The following is a 14,342-nucleotide window of genomic DNA, read 5'->3' as shown; positions in this document are numbered from 1 at the left end:
GAAAAAGTATATATGTAAAATCTTACAAAAATATTATTATTAAGTAATTTAGTTTTAAATGTGGATTTTAAATGAATAATAAAGAAAAGAGTAGAAAATATTTTAATAAAACATCTAAATATTACTATTCCCAAGGGGATGGAGTATTTGCCCAGCCAACATATGAAGAAGTTATACCAAGAGTAATTAATGAGAATCCTAAAGTCATGCTTGATTTAGGTTGTGGAACCGGGGATATGATTAAAAAAATTTTAAATCATGATCCTGATATTCAAGTTTATGGTTTGGATATTTCTCCTAAAATGGTTAAAAAAGCATCAACTAAGTTTCCTGAAGGATGTGTTAAAGTTGGAGATTCTGAACATATTCCTTGGGATGATGAAAGTTTCGATTTAGTTGTTTGTAATTCTGCTTTCCATCATTTTCCTAATCCTAGTAATGTTTTAAATGAAATTAATCGTGTTCTTAAAAAGGAGGGTAAATTAATCATGGGTGAACCTACTGCTCCTGGTTTAATTCGTCGAGTTATAAATATTATTTGTAGATTCGGACCTCATGGGGATTATAGGATTTATAATAAGCGTGAAATTAAATTTTTACTTAAAAGAACTAATTTTGAATTAGAAAATTTTAAGTTAATTGATGAAAAGCATTATGCTTTTACTGCTATTAAATTATAAAAATTTGTATTAAATCTTAAAAACATTTTTCTAACAAATATTTAGTACAAATATATATTCATTTTTTCTTATTATCCCTTTTTTTTTATAAAGTTTAAATTTTTTATTTTATTTCCTTATATTTTTTTTATCATAAAAGCAGAATTCATGGAAGCCTTGATACTTTTTTTTAGTTAAATTCATTTTTTTTAGTTAAATATGAATAATATTATAGAAATATTTTTTTATGTAATAAATTTATAATAATTATCATGGTTTAAATTAAAAAATTTAAAAAAAAGTTTGGAGGTGTTTTGAATTAATAGAATAAATATTCTGTTAGTATTTCTAGTTATATTAACTTTTACTATGTCTTCAGTTTGTGCAGAAGATATTAATAATGAAACTTATTTAAGTGCTAATGATAATGAAGTTAATATTAATAATATTCAAGTTCCTACTTCAGATTTATCAAATTTCTCAAGTAATAATAAATCTAATATTAGTTATGCTCAGGGAAATTAAGGTAAGTATAGTGTAAGTGGAAGTTTTGATGGTTTAAATATAAATAATACTATTTACATAGCAAGTGGATTAGTAAATAGTTCTATACTTGTAAATCGGATTGATACAAATTTAACAGCTAATAAGTTCCAAGCTAAATATGGGGCAGGTCAAAATTTCACAGGAAAATTATTAAACAGTAAAGGTGAAGCAATTAGTGGTCAACTCATTAGCCTTAACCTTACACGTTTAAGTGATGGTGCAAGTAAAGTTTACATGGTAAGTACTAATGATGAAGGGGATTATGAATTAGCTATAAACTTATATGAAGGGGAATATACTGCACAATGCTCATATAGTAGTACTGTTATTTATGAATCTTCTAATACAAGTACAAGTATAAACGTTACAGTTTAAAATTAAAATTTTAACATTCATCCTTTTTTTAATATTTTTTTATTGTATGTTTTGCAAATAGGTAATTGATTATTCCCATTATTACTCTTCCAAGGCAGGTTCCTATCCATATTCCTATTAATCCTAATCCGAATGTGAATGCGAATATGTAGGATAAGCTTAAACATGCGATTATTTCACGTAGGATTGTGAATATTAAACTTATTATTCCTTTTCCTAATCCTTGGTATATGCTACTACTTATTACTCCTATTCCTGTAAATGGGAATGCTAATCCAATTATTATTAAGAATTGGCTAATGATTGGTATTAAGTGATGGGTTTGTGGAGTATATGCGAAGATATAGGATAATTGTTTACTGAAGAGTAAGAATATTATTGTTATTGTTAATCCGAATATTGCTCCGAGTTTTGATCCGTATTTATGTGATCTTTTTAGATATTCATTATTTTTTGCTCCATATGCACTTCCACTTACTGCTACGACTGCTGAACCTATGGCTGTTAATGGCATTATTAGGAACATGTATAATCTTTGACCAGAGGAAAAAGCTGCTATTCCTGTTTCACCTGCTATTATGCTTATGAAGTATAGGTATGCTGCATATGAGATTGCTATTATTATCATTTCTAGTGAGCTTGGTATTGCTACTTTTAGGATTTCACTTGTTATTTTCTTGTTGTAATGGAATCCTTTGAATTTTATTTGTACATAAGTTTTTTCATCTTTTAGTATCCAGTAGAATATGAGTATTGCTGATATTGCACAACTTATTATACTTGCCCATGCTGCACCTGCGGTTCCGAGTTTTAGGGTGTATATGAATATGGGGTCTATTATTGTGTTTATTGTTACAGATAAGATTACTGCGTAGAGGGCTCTTTTCATATCCCCTTCTCCACGTAGTATTCCGGTTCCTCCGTTTGCGAATATGAATGTGAATAGTCCTGCAAATAGTATTGTACTGTAATTTAATCCTTCTGTTAATGCTTGTCCTGTTGCTCCATACATTATTAGTGCTGGTTTTTGTATTAGTAGTAGGAGTATTGTTAGAAGTATTGATGTTATTGTGAATATTATTATGGAGTGTGTTGCTGATTTACTTGCGTTTTCACGGTTTTTTGCTCCAACGTATCTGCTTATTAGGCTGGTTGCTCCTACTCCTAATCCTACGCTTACTCCGTTTAGTATCATGAATATTGGTGTTACGAATCCTACTCCTGCTATTGCGGTTTGTCCTAGTCCTGTTATCCATATTCCATCTATTAACATGTAGAGGCTTGTTAGTATCATGGATAAGACTATTGGCCATGCTAAGTGGTTTATTGCTTTTTCTGGTTCTCCTCTTAGGAGTTTTATGTTTTCTTCTGACATTTTTATTTTTCCTGTTTATAAAATAATAATTTAGTACAAGTTAAGTATAGTACCATATTAGTACTAAATATTATTTATACTTATACCTTAAAAAAAAAGAAAAATCATCTAGAAAGTAAAAGAGAAATCTTATCAAACTTTTCCTTAACCACTTCATAACCTTTTAAATAAAAAGGACAAGCTTTAATACACTCAGTACAAGCTTCACTACAACCAACACAAGAAGAAGAATCTAAATCAACAACATCCATATTCTTAATTAAAGCATTATGAGGACAAGCCTTAACACACTTACCACAATAATTACAATACTCTCTAATCCAAGAAAAATCATCTGCTTTATTAATAGGTAAATTAGAAATATTTACTAAAATAGCACTAATCTTCTCCTTAGGACCAAAACTAGGACTAATTAATAAACCACTTTTACCAACATAACCTAAACCAGCCCTTTCACCTAATTTAGAAAAATTAATTATATCACCATTAGGAGGAGCAACAAAAGTTTCAAAACCATTTAATCTTAAAAAATCAGAAACCTCATAAGTCAAATTACCAAAATCTTCATATAATTCATCATTAAAACTTTTAGCTAAGCTACCTGGAATTGTACTTAAAATTTTATCATACATTTCCATAGTTAAAACAATAGCCCCATTAAAACCAAAATCATTATCATCTAACCATAAATCATCCAAATCATTAACATAAGCAATATCAAGCAAACCTAATTTACTAATTAAAGAATTTAATTCATTAATTAAATTATCATCTATTTTAAAATTAGGATTACTTGGATTTTTAACTTTAGATTTATCTGGGTATTTATTAATAAGTCCACAACAAGAATTTTCACTTACCATTTAAAATCAGCTCACACATAGGAATTTATTATCTTAGTATTTTATTTTTCTAATATTTTCACTATTTTCTTATTTAAAATGTTTTTAATAATATCTACACAAATTTCCCCATCATTGTCTAAGCGTGATGTGTCATTTGCATGGTATTCTGTTTTACTTAATTCTTCATTGACATTTATTGAATCGATTACATCTACATTTCTTTGTTTTAGGATACTGTTTACACATGATCCATCACAACCATTAACTGCTATTATTGGATATTTTTTTATTAAATCTCTAAAACCAGTTCTTTCTCCTGATGTTGCACCCATACAAATACTTATTACTTGAGGGTTTTCTTTATTTGTATCGTCACAGCTTACACGTGTGATTAATCCGTTAGGACTCATTCCACTACATGCTGCTACTGCTACTTTTTTTGTCATATTTTTTTTATTCTCCTTTGAAAATTTTATTTAAATGTTTTATTAATTTGGGATTAGATAGGCTGTAATAATTCCATATGCCTTCTTTTCTCATTTTTATTATTTCTGCTTTTTTTAGTATGTTTAAATGGTGTGATATTGTGGATTGGGATTTATTTATTCCTTCATGTATTTGACATACACATAATTCTCCGTCTTGAAGTAAGTATAAGATTTTTAATCTTGTAGGGTCTGCTATTGCTTTTAATGTTTCCTGGTTTTTATTGATTTCTTCTGATTTGGGGATTTTATGTTTTTTCTTTTTACATGAGCTCATATTCAATAAATCTATATATTAATATATTTAAATATATCGATGTATCTTTTTAAAAAAAAATAAAAACCTCAAAAATCAAGTAAATTATCAGAAATCTTAGAACACAAACTCAAAAACAAATCACGCTCATCACTAGAATCCAAAGCAGCTAAAACAGTACTACACAACTCATACTCAAAATCATCATGCTCCTTTAAAACTTTCTCACCATCACTAGTTAAAACCAACTTAAAACTACGCTTATCCTCAGGATTAATCTCCCTTAAAATCAAACCCTTAGCTTCTAACTTATTAATAACATTAGTAATAGAACTCTTAGGAAGATTAGACTCACGAGTAACATCCTTAATAACAGTATTCTTATGATGACCAGTACGAGCAATAACACCAATCTCACGATTATCTAAAGATTTAAGATTAGGATAATTAGATTCAATATTGCTAAATAAATTCTTAACAAAAATAGAATGCCAAACACTATTCAATTGCTTAATTTGACTTTCCTTAATTTCACACATAAATAAAAAAACACCTTTAAAATTATTTAATTTAATTTAAAAACAATCACATATTTAAAATAGTACTATAAAAAAATTAAATCCCTTTTTAATCTTTTAAAACATTAACCTGAACATCACTAATTAAATGATCCTTATCAGTATATAAAGGATTATTAAAAAACACTAAATAACTAGTATCTAAAACAGTGTAATTATTTTCCCCAGCATATTCAACAATTTCATCATAAGTCTTATAAGCACTATCATGAGAACCTACATGAATAGAACTTAAAACAAGATGTTTACTAAAAGATTTAATAGAAATACAATCAGGAACCTTTAAATCATCACCACGTATAGACACACCACAATAATGAACCTCTTTTTCACTATTGAAATTTTTAAAAACACTAAAAGGAGCACCCTGAATTTTAACTTTAGATTCTTTAGCCCACTCAAAAAGTTCAAAAAGAGTATTATTCAAACCATCACCACTATACTCAAGTAAAGCCACTAAATTCTCAGGTATTATTTTTTCTTTAATTTCCATATCCATAACAATCAATTTAAAAAAATTTTTTTTATATAATATCTACTTTTATTTTTCAATTTATATTAAAATTATGATTTAATATTTTTACTTTGATTATTAAATTATTTATTCAATACCTTAGCAAATGTTTTATTAAATAGAAACTATATATATTTTTATAAATTTTAAAGGGAGGAATTCTTATGAATAAGAAAATTTTAACAATCTTATTAATTAGCACTATTTTAGCTTCTACGGGGATTATATTTGCATCTAGTACTGTGAATTTGAATAATAGTAGTTTCACTTGTCCTGATGGTTACACTCAAGTTACTACTGGTTTAGATGGTTCTTTAGTTGTTTATTCTGGAAATGATGGTTACTTTGCTGTAGCTGAAGATCAAATTATGTCAAGTGATCTTATAAGTCAGTATGGTGGTAAAATCTTATCTCAGAATAGTTTAACTGTTAATAATATTCCTGTTACTGAATATAAAGTAAGTTATAATGGTAAAACTGGTTATGCTTATGGTTTTAATAAGGATAATCATGATTTTATTGTAGGTGTTTTACCTAATGATTTAAGTAATTGGGATGTTAGTAGTAGTTCTAATCTGGCTAATCAATTGATTAATAGTATTAAGGTTTAATACTATTAATTTTTTTTAATAAAATTATGTAATACTTAAAATGATATTTATATTAATGGTGAAAGAATAATCATTAAACCTAAAAAAGTTTTTATAGATTTAATGATTATTAAATTTTGAATGTTTTATTTAGCTGCCATCGTGTTGTAATTGTTTAATTTAAACATCATGAAGTATCTGTCTAAACATACAATCATGTCATCATAGGTGGCTCCTATAGCTTTTCCTATTTCTTTTAGATCTTCTGCAATCATTTGTTGACCTCCATATACCATGGAAGTAACAAAAAGGTAATCTCCATCTGGAGATATTGTGTACTCAAAATTTTTTCCACCAGGATATTGGTTTTTGAAAAAAGTATTAAGCTTATTTAAAAATCTTGTATCAGTTATGTTCATTGACATTCACCTCAATTTTGTTATTATTACTTTATGTAATATAAACTATGTTTAATGTTATATTTAAATATTGTTATTACTTTTAACATTATACTATTTTGTCTAAAAAATTTTTAATTAAATGAATAAAGTATTAAATCTCAATATTTAATAAGACACATAGTCAGTTTTAAAAGTCTTATCTTAGTATTAGAATAAACTTATATATAAAGATATCGAAATTAAAATATGAAAATAAAAAAAACAAAACCCTAAAAAAAATATAAAAACAAGACAAAAAATCAAAATAAAAACCAAAAACAAGACAAAAGAATAATCCAAAATGTGAAAAGAAAGTATATATATGAGAAAAAAAACAAAACATAAAATATCGAAAACCGATAAAAAATAATATAAAAATGGAAAAAATAAATGCAATACAGAACAATCACCAAAACCGGAGAAAAACTCTCACCTCTAGGATTCGGAGCAATGAGACTAACAACCACCATGAGTGGAACAGACCTAAAAAAAGCAAGCCAAGAAATAACATATGCAATAAATAATGGAGTAAACCTAATAGACACAGCATACATGTACGGAAACGGAGAAAACGAAAAAGCCATAGGTGAAATACTAAAAAAAACAGGCCTAAGAAACAAAGTCAACATAAGCACAAAAATGAACCGGCTAAGAATAAAAACCTACAATGATATGCACAAAATGTTCAACCAAGAACTAAAAAACCTACAAACCGACCACATAGACTACTACTTCATACACAATATAATAGGATACGAAGACATAGAAAAACTCCAAAAAAATGATCTAAACAAATTCATAGAAGAAAAAAAAGAAACAGGAGAAATCCGAAACATAGGATTCTCCTATCACGGACCAAGCAACCAATTCCAAAAAATAGTAGACTCCTACCCCTGGGACATGTGCCTCCTACAATACAATTACTTAGATGAAAACTTCCAAGCAGGAAAAAAAGGAATACAATACCTACACGAAAAAGGAATAGGAATAATAATAATGGAACCATTAAAAGGAGGACTACTAGCAGGAAAACTACCACCTGAAGTAGAAAAACTAAAAAAAGAAAAAAACATCACCCGCTCAAATGCAGATTTAGGACTAAGCTGGTTACTCAATCAAAAAGAAATAACCTGCATACTAAGCGGAATGAACAGTTTAGAAATGGTTAAAGAAAACATAAAAATAGCAAACACAACACAAGTAAACACCCTAAAAAAAGAAGAACTCAAAACAATAGAAGAAATAAAAAACATAATACTAAAATTAAATAAAATCAACTGCACAAGCTGCGGATACTGTATGCCATGTCCAAGAGGAGTAAGCATACCAGAATGTTTCCAAACATACAATGAAAAATACTTATTCAACCAAAAACAATTCGGAATCCATGAAGCAACAATCAATTACATAGGAGGATTACTAGGAACAGTAGGACCAGCACAAGATGCAAGTCTCTGCACGCAATGTAATGCCTGTGTGAGTAAGTGTCCACAACAATTACCAATACCCAACCTCCTAGAAACCGTGAATAAAGAATTCCATGGAAACCTAACAAAGAAAACCTTACCATTATTAAGACAAATATTAAAATTATTCAAAATCATATAAAAAAAAATATATTGGAGCCAAATCAAAATGCCAGAAGAAAAAGCAGATAAAACCATTAAATACTGGGGACTACTATATGAAATGATAGAAAACTTCCATAAATACGGTGGACTAAGAATAGTCATATTATACGAACTAAAAGACAAACCATTAAATGGAGTAGAAATAAGTAAACAAATAGAAATCCATAATAAAAAATTACATGAAAAAAAGAAACAAATCTACTACACTAAACATGAAAAAGACTTAAATGATCCATTCACACGAAAAGTTAAATCAAAACCATCACCAGGAAGCCTATACCCTAAACTTAAAAAAATGAGAGAAGAAGGCTTAATAGTTAAATTAAGTAATGGTAAATATCAAAACACTGAACTTGGAAATGATAAATTACATGAAGTACTAGAAACTTTACAAAAAAAAGAAGTATACTTTAATGAAAACCCATTAGAAAACACACTTGCAGATTTAGACTTTGCAATAACAAGAATCGAAAATATTAATGAAGAGGAACTAAAAACTTATGAAGATGACTTACTAAATTTAAGTAAAAGACTTAAAAAAATAGCAGTAAATGTTTACTCCCAAAACATTGATGAAAAATAAATTAAATATAAAAAAATTTTTAAAGGGAAAATGTATTGTCCAAGATGCGGTGAAAAAAACGAACCTCAAGATCAATATTGTAGAAAATGTGGAACACTACTAAAAAAAGACCCTAATCAAGTTTACCAACGGAAATATAAAAGATTACAATATCTAATAATTATAATCTTACTTTTGATTATTGGTGGAATGATTGTAAGTTTCACAACATATAATATAGCTACAACAACTTATACTTCCAATAATTTCACAGTTGAACATCCAATGTTTGGAAAAGTTATTGAAAACCCACAAACACAATTTACAGATTTTTACAGTGTAAACGGCACATACATTGGAAGTATTAGTGCAATTCATGATGATAAATTAAGTGAAACATCAGCCGATGACTGGACTACAAGTAATAGTGAAACACGTGTGGATAATTCTCAAAGTGTAAACGTACTTGGAAATCCTGGACTTGAAATAAATGAAACCAGTTTAACAGATAATAGTCACAGTACCGTGTTTATCTTCAATAAAAATGATAAAATAGTGAGAATAACATTAAACCCAGAAAACCCTGACAGTACTAATCTTTTAAACAGTGTGAAAATAAAATAAAAAAAATAGATTTAAACCCTATTTTTTTCTTCTTTTCTCATTTTCCCTACCATTAACATAATTCCCCTTATTAATAGTAGAATTAGACATATTCACAATACTATCAAAGTAATCTATTTCTTCTTCAGGATTACCTAATTTTTGCTCATAAAGAGAAATAATTCTAGATACAAATTTAGGAGTTGTGAATCTACAATCTAAGGTGATATTATCAATACCCATATCCTTAATCTCCTGGATTTCATCAATAAGTGATAAGCAATCATCATTGTAAAAATGACTTTGTTTATTATAATCTAAAAATATTTTAAACTTAGCCTTATTACGTTTCTTATCCTGTAAGACCATATACTCACCAGCTTCTATATGATAATCCTTCTCGTTGATTAATTCACTGAAATCATCCTTTGTAACCATGATTTCCTGATTTCCATAAACTATTAATTCTAATTGAATATCTTCTTCCTGTGAATTTTCTATTAAATCCTTAATTTCCTCTTTATTCAATTCACTACTAATTGTTAAACCTTTAAAACCAGTATTATTTAAGGTTTTAACAGTATAATTATTCCAAACATTCAAATTATGAGCACCATACACATTAGTATTGAAAATTAAAGGTAAGGATGGTGAATCACCCATTATACTAATATGAATATTTTCCCTACTTAAATTATTTACTATTGTATTTGCTTTTTCTAAATCTTCATCAGAAGTGAAAGCAGATAATACCCATACTAATTCTTTATCAAAACAGATTCCCGCAGCATTTCTAAGAATTCCCTCAATTTTATTAAAGTAATCAGTACTATTTGTAAATAAGTAAGAAGGATCAAAGTATACTCTTTGGAATGAATGTTTTGCAACAAGTTTTAATAAGTTAAAATTATCAACATAAATATTAAATCCAATATAATCCTTAGATTTAGCAGGGACTTGTTTACTTTTAAGTTCATGAGTATAATCTTTAATTTTAACCCGTATATCCTCAGATTCTTCTTCTTCAGGCAAGTAATATCCAAGTAAAATATCAGATGCAATATCCAGGACTGATCTTCGTATCTTATTCAATCTACTCATAGACATGAACACGTCTGTTGGGAAATCTTCAAATAGGATATTATCCACTATAAATGGAGTGTTTCCAGTTTTACTCATCTGATTTTCTATTGCCTCAGTTGTTAATGGTCGGTTAATAGATTTCTCAAACGCTTTCTTACTCATATATTCAAAATCTATTAAATTATTCTCAATTATAAAACTAGCATTAATAAGCATCTTATTTTTTTTATTACGCTTAATACTTAGGGATAATGGTATGTGAGGTTTTATTTCCTCTTTCTTATACTGTTTTTGCTTATCATGTAATGCTTTACTATAACTTATATAAACTTTAGATCCAACTCTAATATCTCGAGTGGTTTCAATTAAGATATGTTTATCATTTTGCTCTACGATTTTATCTAAATAGATTCCACGAATATGATTATTATGTTTAAATCCTATACCATCACCACTTATAAGAATTGGATGATTAGGGTCAACAAATTTAATATCTACTCTTTCACCGTTAATACTAATTATGTCTCCAAGATATAATCCTTGATGGAAACTACTTTCTCTTCCCATTACTTCTGGAGGTTCATCATCAAGAATATAACCATTAGTATAGTACCGGTTAAAGGTTAAATCTAAGTCTCTTTGTAAAAGTTTTAAGGTTTCAGGATTTGTATCATCTAATTGGTCTAGTAAGGTTCTATAAGTATGAACTACTGTTGCTACATAATCATCAGATTTAAGTCTTCCCTCAATCTTTACACTATATACTCCTGCATCTGATATTGATTTTAAATCCTTATAAACTGCTAAATCATGAGTACTTATTAAACATCCATTTGCCACACTATGATTATTATATTTTAATTTATAATCACTTCTACATGGTTGTGAGCATGCTCCTCTGTTTGCACTTCTACCATTTATAAATGAGGAAATATAACAATCCCCGGATATGCAGTAACAGAGGCTTCCATGACCAAATACTTCAAGGTCTAAGTCAATATTATCAGTTTTTAATTTATCTCTAATTTGACTTATTTCTTCTACACTCATTTCTCTTGGTAATATTACACGATTCATTCCTTGATTTTTAGCCCATTTTATACTATTATAATCTCTTAGGGTCATTTGTGTTGAGGAATGTATTTCCATATTAGGAATAAACCTATTAAGTAAGTATACTAATCCTAAGTCTTGAACGATTAAGGCATCTACTCCGATACGGTATAAGAATTGAGCATATTTAAGTACTTCTAAGATTTCACTTGAATTAAACAAGGTGTTTACTGTTACATGTACAGCTGCACCATTTAAATGTGCATATTGTACTGCTTTTTCTAATTCTTCACTAGTGAAGTTTTGAGCAAATGCTCTTGCCCCATACCTATGTCCTGCAATATATACTGCATCTGCTCCAGCATTAATTGCAACAACAAGTACATCATATGATCCTGCTGGTGCTAATAATTCTTGTAATACCACTTATATAATCTCCGAAAAAAATAGTTAAAATAATTTAATTCTTAATTAATATTGAATTATGTTTTTTAAAGTTAATAAATATTATATTTAGAAATCTTTAAAACTTTAAATATACTATTTTTTTTTGGGGAGGGGAAAATTTTAAAAATATTTAAAAATAAATATTCTAATTAGATATTTTATGGAATTTTTTAAAAACAGACGAAATTTAGTACTTATTATATTATTAACTGCTGGTTTTATGGGTTCACTTGGTCAAAGTTTACTTACAAGTGCACTACCTAATATTATGAGTGATTTCAGTATAAATGCTACTACAGGCCAATGGTTAACTACAATCTACATTGTTATATTAGGTTTAGTTACCTGTGTAAGTGCTTTTATAATTAACAGGCATAATACTAAACATGTATTTATGGGTGCTTTAGGATTATTCATTATTGGTTGTATTCTAGCTTTTTTTGCACCTAACTTCAATGTACTTTTAATTTCACGCATAATACAAGCAACAGGAACAGGAATCCTATATCCATTATCACAAGTTGTTATTTTATATTATTTCCCATTAGAGGATCATGGTAAAGCTTTTGGTTATATGGGTTTAGTTGTAGGTGCAGGACCAGCATTCGGACCAACATTTAGTGGATTTATTGTGGATTTCTTTGATTGGAGAGCAATATTCAGCATCCTCTCAGTAATAGCTATTATATTATTCATTATAGGTAGTGTGGAATTAAAGAATATTAAAGAGAAATATCCTGTGAAAATGGATTTCTTATCTGTAATTATGTATGGTTTAGGTTTTACTCTTATAATGTATGGTGTAACTAATGCAGTAAATATTGGATTAGGAAACCTTTTATCTTTACCTCCTATCATTATTGGATTAATATTCCTACTTGTATTCTCTTATAGGCAATTACATGCAAGTATTCCTTTATTAAAATTAGAATTATTTAAATGTAATGTTTTCGCTGCAAGTACTATTGTTGTTTGTTTAAGTTATATTTTAATGATGAGTGGAACCTTACTTGTACCATTATATATTCAATCTGCAAGAGGATTAAGCGCTATAACTTCAGGTTTAATCTTACTGCCTGGAAGTATTTTACATGCTCTTGTAAACCCTAAAGCTGGACAATTCCAAGATGATTATGGTGCAAGAACAAGTAGTCTACTTGGTTTTGTTTTTATTATAATAGGAACACTACCTTTTGTCTTTTTAAACCTGAACAGTAATTTAGTCTTAATCACTATTGTTTACTGTTTCCGTATGATTGGTTTAAGTTTCCTTATAACACCACTTCAAGCTTATGGAGTAGATCCATTCCCACGGTCCGATTATAGTCATGGAACCGCAATCCTAAACAGTTTAAGACAAATCACAGGAGCACTTGGAACAAACATACTAGTAGCAATAGTAACCTTTTTCAGTTTAAACGGAAATGTAGACTGTTATGGGATAAATATAAGCTTCTTAATACAAGTAATTTTAATGTTATTTGCACTAGTAATTATTTTAAAATATATTCAAAATGATCATCCATCATATAATCAATAAAAAAAGAGAATGGAAAGTTTTTATAATGGTACGTCACTTTTATAAGTGTATAACCATGTAATAAAAACTCCTATAATGAATGTGGCTAGGATTATTAATGATGGTGTTAGGGTTCCGTAGGTGTATTCTCCTAATTTCCCTGCAGATATTATAAATGGTGATATCCATGGGAATAATGGTGCGAAAACTTTACCATATACTAACATGTTTCCAAACACTATACCTGCACTTGCAATCATTATGAATACTGAATTTTTCATTAGAATACTTAAAAATACTAATGGTGACATTGCAAGATAAAGTAATATGCTTCCAAATATTAATTCTTTAAACATTTTAAAGAATATTGTCCAGGTAAATCCATCTCCTCCAAGTAGGATAAAACATAATGAACTTGAGAGGAAAGTGAAGATTGATAATATTAATATCCATAGTAGGTACATTGAAAACTTACCAGTTAAATATTTAGTTTTAGAAACAGGTAGAGTTAATATTGATTTAAGTGTGTGTTCATTATACTCACGTGTAAATAGGTGATTAGCTATTACTGCAAAGAGTACTACTCCAAACATACTTAAGAAATAAAGATTTGATTCGCTTAAGAATAAATCAAATAGTAATTGATTACCTTGTGATTGCATATATAGAAATTCTCCTGATAATAAAAATGGTATAACTAAACATCCAAGTAGGGTTACTAGAAATATTTTACTTCTTTTTAGTTTTAAAAATTCCATTTCAATAAAATTTGTTAACATTT

17 protein-coding genes are annotated in these 14,342 nt (G+C 28.2%); 8 read left to right on the top strand and 9 right to left on the bottom strand.

The features are described 5' to 3' along the window. The first annotated feature begins 71 nt into the window (after positions 1-71). The 3 genes from BP769_RS06315 (at position 72) to BP769_RS06305 (ending at position 1,580) form a co-directional block, all read left to right on the top strand. Positions 72-680, top strand: a complete 609-nt coding sequence (locus BP769_RS06315) for a class I SAM-dependent methyltransferase (RefSeq protein ID WP_413828823.1) — start codon at positions 72-74, stop codon at positions 678-680. Positions 681-1,028: 348 nt separating this feature from the next. Next, the gene (locus BP769_RS06310) at positions 1,029-1,184 is read left to right on the top strand and encodes a hypothetical protein (RefSeq protein ID WP_413825880.1); all 156 of its coding nucleotides are present in this window, start codon (positions 1,029-1,031) and stop codon (positions 1,182-1,184) included. 255 nt (positions 1,185-1,439) lie between these two features. Next, positions 1,440-1,580, top strand: coding sequence for a hypothetical protein (locus BP769_RS06305; RefSeq protein ID WP_413825882.1), 141 nt, complete (start codon positions 1,440-1,442; stop codon positions 1,578-1,580). A 28-nt stretch (positions 1,581-1,608) separates the two neighbouring features. On the opposite strand, the gene BP769_RS06300 is transcribed toward BP769_RS06305, so the two are convergent. The 6 genes from BP769_RS06300 to BP769_RS06275 form a co-directional block, all read right to left on the bottom strand. Next, entirely contained in the window at positions 1,609-2,955 is a 1,347-nt protein-coding gene (locus BP769_RS06300; RefSeq protein WP_413825884.1) for an MATE family efflux transporter, read from the bottom strand. Between the two features lie 104 nt (positions 2,956-3,059). Further along, complete coding sequence (locus BP769_RS06295) at positions 3,060-3,818, bottom strand: 4Fe-4S binding protein (protein ID WP_413825886.1); 759 nt, start codon at positions 3,816-3,818, stop codon at positions 3,060-3,062. Positions 3,819-3,859: 41 nt separating this feature from the next. Then, complete coding sequence (locus BP769_RS06290) at positions 3,860-4,246, bottom strand: putative zinc-binding protein (protein ID WP_413825888.1); 387 nt, start codon at positions 4,244-4,246, stop codon at positions 3,860-3,862. Between the two features lie 7 nt (positions 4,247-4,253). Continuing rightward, on the bottom strand, positions 4,254-4,562 hold the full coding sequence (locus tag BP769_RS06285; protein ID WP_413825890.1) for an ArsR/SmtB family transcription factor: 309 nt from the start codon (positions 4,560-4,562) through the stop codon (positions 4,254-4,256). A gap of 68 nt (positions 4,563-4,630) precedes the next feature. Continuing rightward, positions 4,631-5,080 carry a MarR family winged helix-turn-helix transcriptional regulator gene (locus tag BP769_RS06280; RefSeq protein WP_413825892.1) on the bottom strand — a complete coding sequence of 150 codons (450 nt, stop codon included), beginning with the start codon at positions 5,078-5,080 and terminating at the stop codon, positions 4,631-4,633. 88 nt (positions 5,081-5,168) lie between these two features. Beyond that, positions 5,169-5,612, bottom strand: a complete 444-nt coding sequence (locus BP769_RS06275; RefSeq protein WP_413827537.1) for a GyrI-like domain-containing protein — start codon at positions 5,610-5,612, stop codon at positions 5,169-5,171. Positions 5,613-5,797: 185 nt separating this feature from the next. Here BP769_RS06275 and BP769_RS06270 point away from each other — a divergent pair, with 185 nt between their 5' ends. Beyond that, the gene (locus BP769_RS06270; RefSeq protein ID WP_413825896.1) at positions 5,798-6,244 is read left to right on the top strand and encodes a hypothetical protein; all 447 of its coding nucleotides are present in this window, start codon (positions 5,798-5,800) and stop codon (positions 6,242-6,244) included. 125 nt (positions 6,245-6,369) lie between these two features. Here BP769_RS06270 and BP769_RS06265 read toward each other — a convergent pair whose 3' ends face one another. Beyond that, positions 6,370-6,642 carry a hypothetical protein gene (locus tag BP769_RS06265; RefSeq protein WP_409198994.1) on the bottom strand — a complete coding sequence of 91 codons (273 nt, stop codon included), beginning with the start codon at positions 6,640-6,642 and terminating at the stop codon, positions 6,370-6,372. Positions 6,643-7,053: 411 nt separating this feature from the next. Here BP769_RS06265 and BP769_RS06260 point away from each other — a divergent pair, with 411 nt between their 5' ends. The 3 genes from BP769_RS06260 to BP769_RS06250 are packed head-to-tail and all read left to right on the top strand — an operon-like array spanning position 7,054 to position 9,480. Further along, the gene (locus tag BP769_RS06260) at positions 7,054-8,271 is read left to right on the top strand and encodes an aldo/keto reductase (RefSeq protein ID WP_409198993.1); all 1,218 of its coding nucleotides are present in this window, start codon (positions 7,054-7,056) and stop codon (positions 8,269-8,271) included. Between the two features lie 27 nt (positions 8,272-8,298). Next, positions 8,299-8,877: a PadR family transcriptional regulator gene (locus tag BP769_RS06255; RefSeq protein WP_413825899.1), complete on the top strand. Its 579-nt coding sequence runs from the start codon at positions 8,299-8,301 to the stop codon at positions 8,875-8,877. 30 nt (positions 8,878-8,907) lie between these two features. Continuing rightward, positions 8,908-9,480: a zinc ribbon domain-containing protein gene (locus BP769_RS06250; RefSeq protein ID WP_413825901.1), complete on the top strand. Its 573-nt coding sequence runs from the start codon at positions 8,908-8,910 to the stop codon at positions 9,478-9,480. Positions 9,481-9,498: 18 nt separating this feature from the next. On the opposite strand, the gene BP769_RS06245 is transcribed toward BP769_RS06250, so the two are convergent. Continuing rightward, positions 9,499-12,021, bottom strand: a complete 2,523-nt coding sequence (locus BP769_RS06245; protein ID WP_413825903.1) for a U32 family peptidase — start codon at positions 12,019-12,021, stop codon at positions 9,499-9,501. A 181-nt stretch (positions 12,022-12,202) separates the two neighbouring features. Between BP769_RS06245 and BP769_RS06240 the strand changes: the two genes are divergently transcribed. Continuing rightward, the gene (locus tag BP769_RS06240) at positions 12,203-13,582 is read left to right on the top strand and encodes a DHA2 family efflux MFS transporter permease subunit (RefSeq protein ID WP_413862292.1); all 1,380 of its coding nucleotides are present in this window, start codon (positions 12,203-12,205) and stop codon (positions 13,580-13,582) included. A 20-nt stretch (positions 13,583-13,602) separates the two neighbouring features. Here BP769_RS06240 and BP769_RS06235 read toward each other — a convergent pair whose 3' ends face one another. Next, positions 13,603-14,340: an ABC transporter permease gene (locus tag BP769_RS06235; protein WP_413828357.1), complete on the bottom strand. Its 738-nt coding sequence runs from the start codon at positions 14,338-14,340 to the stop codon at positions 13,603-13,605. Positions 14,341-14,342: the final 2 nt, after the last annotated feature.

This window comes from Methanobrevibacter sp. UBA417, from assembly GCF_002508845.1.
Taxonomy (GTDB): domain Archaea; phylum Methanobacteriota; class Methanobacteria; order Methanobacteriales; family Methanobacteriaceae; genus Methanobrevibacter_A; species Methanobrevibacter_A acididurans.
This window is presented reverse-complemented; position numbering and strand designations above follow the sequence as displayed.

Excerpts from the sequence above, each read along its gene's own strand:
- BP769_RS06315 (WP_413828823.1), top strand. The coding sequence starts at position 72 with ATGAATAATAAAGAAAAGAGTAGAAAATATTTTAATAAAACATCTAAA.
- BP769_RS06310 (WP_413825880.1), top strand. The coding sequence starts at position 1,029 with ATGTCTTCAGTTTGTGCAGAAGATATTAATAATGAAACTTATTTAAGT.
- BP769_RS06305 (WP_413825882.1), top strand. The coding sequence starts at position 1,440 with ATGGTAAGTACTAATGATGAAGGGGATTATGAATTAGCTATAAACTTA.
- BP769_RS06300 (WP_413825884.1), bottom strand. The coding sequence starts at position 2,955 with ATGTCAGAAGAAAACATAAAACTCCTAAGAGGAGAACCAGAAAAAGCA.
- BP769_RS06295 (WP_413825886.1), bottom strand. The coding sequence starts at position 3,818 with ATGGTAAGTGAAAATTCTTGTTGTGGACTTATTAATAAATACCCAGAT.
- BP769_RS06290 (WP_413825888.1), bottom strand. The coding sequence starts at position 4,246 with ATGACAAAAAAAGTAGCAGTAGCAGCATGTAGTGGAATGAGTCCTAAC.
- BP769_RS06285 (WP_413825890.1), bottom strand. The coding sequence starts at position 4,562 with ATGAGCTCATGTAAAAAGAAAAAACATAAAATCCCCAAATCAGAAGAA.
- BP769_RS06280 (WP_413825892.1), bottom strand. The coding sequence starts at position 5,080 with ATGTGTGAAATTAAGGAAAGTCAAATTAAGCAATTGAATAGTGTTTGG.
- BP769_RS06275 (WP_413827537.1), bottom strand. The coding sequence starts at position 5,612 with ATGGAAATTAAAGAAAAAATAATACCTGAGAATTTAGTGGCTTTACTT.
- BP769_RS06270 (WP_413825896.1), top strand. The coding sequence starts at position 5,798 with ATGAATAAGAAAATTTTAACAATCTTATTAATTAGCACTATTTTAGCT.
- BP769_RS06265 (WP_409198994.1), bottom strand. The coding sequence starts at position 6,642 with ATGAACATAACTGATACAAGATTTTTAAATAAGCTTAATACTTTTTTC.
- BP769_RS06260 (WP_409198993.1), top strand. The coding sequence starts at position 7,054 with ATGCAATACAGAACAATCACCAAAACCGGAGAAAAACTCTCACCTCTA.
- BP769_RS06255 (WP_413825899.1), top strand. The coding sequence starts at position 8,299 with ATGCCAGAAGAAAAAGCAGATAAAACCATTAAATACTGGGGACTACTA.
- BP769_RS06250 (WP_413825901.1), top strand. The coding sequence starts at position 8,908 with ATGTATTGTCCAAGATGCGGTGAAAAAAACGAACCTCAAGATCAATAT.
- BP769_RS06240 (WP_413862292.1), top strand. The coding sequence starts at position 12,203 with ATGGAATTTTTTAAAAACAGACGAAATTTAGTACTTATTATATTATTA.
- BP769_RS06235 (WP_413828357.1), bottom strand. The coding sequence starts at position 14,340 with ATGTTAACAAATTTTATTGAAATGGAATTTTTAAAACTAAAAAGAAGT.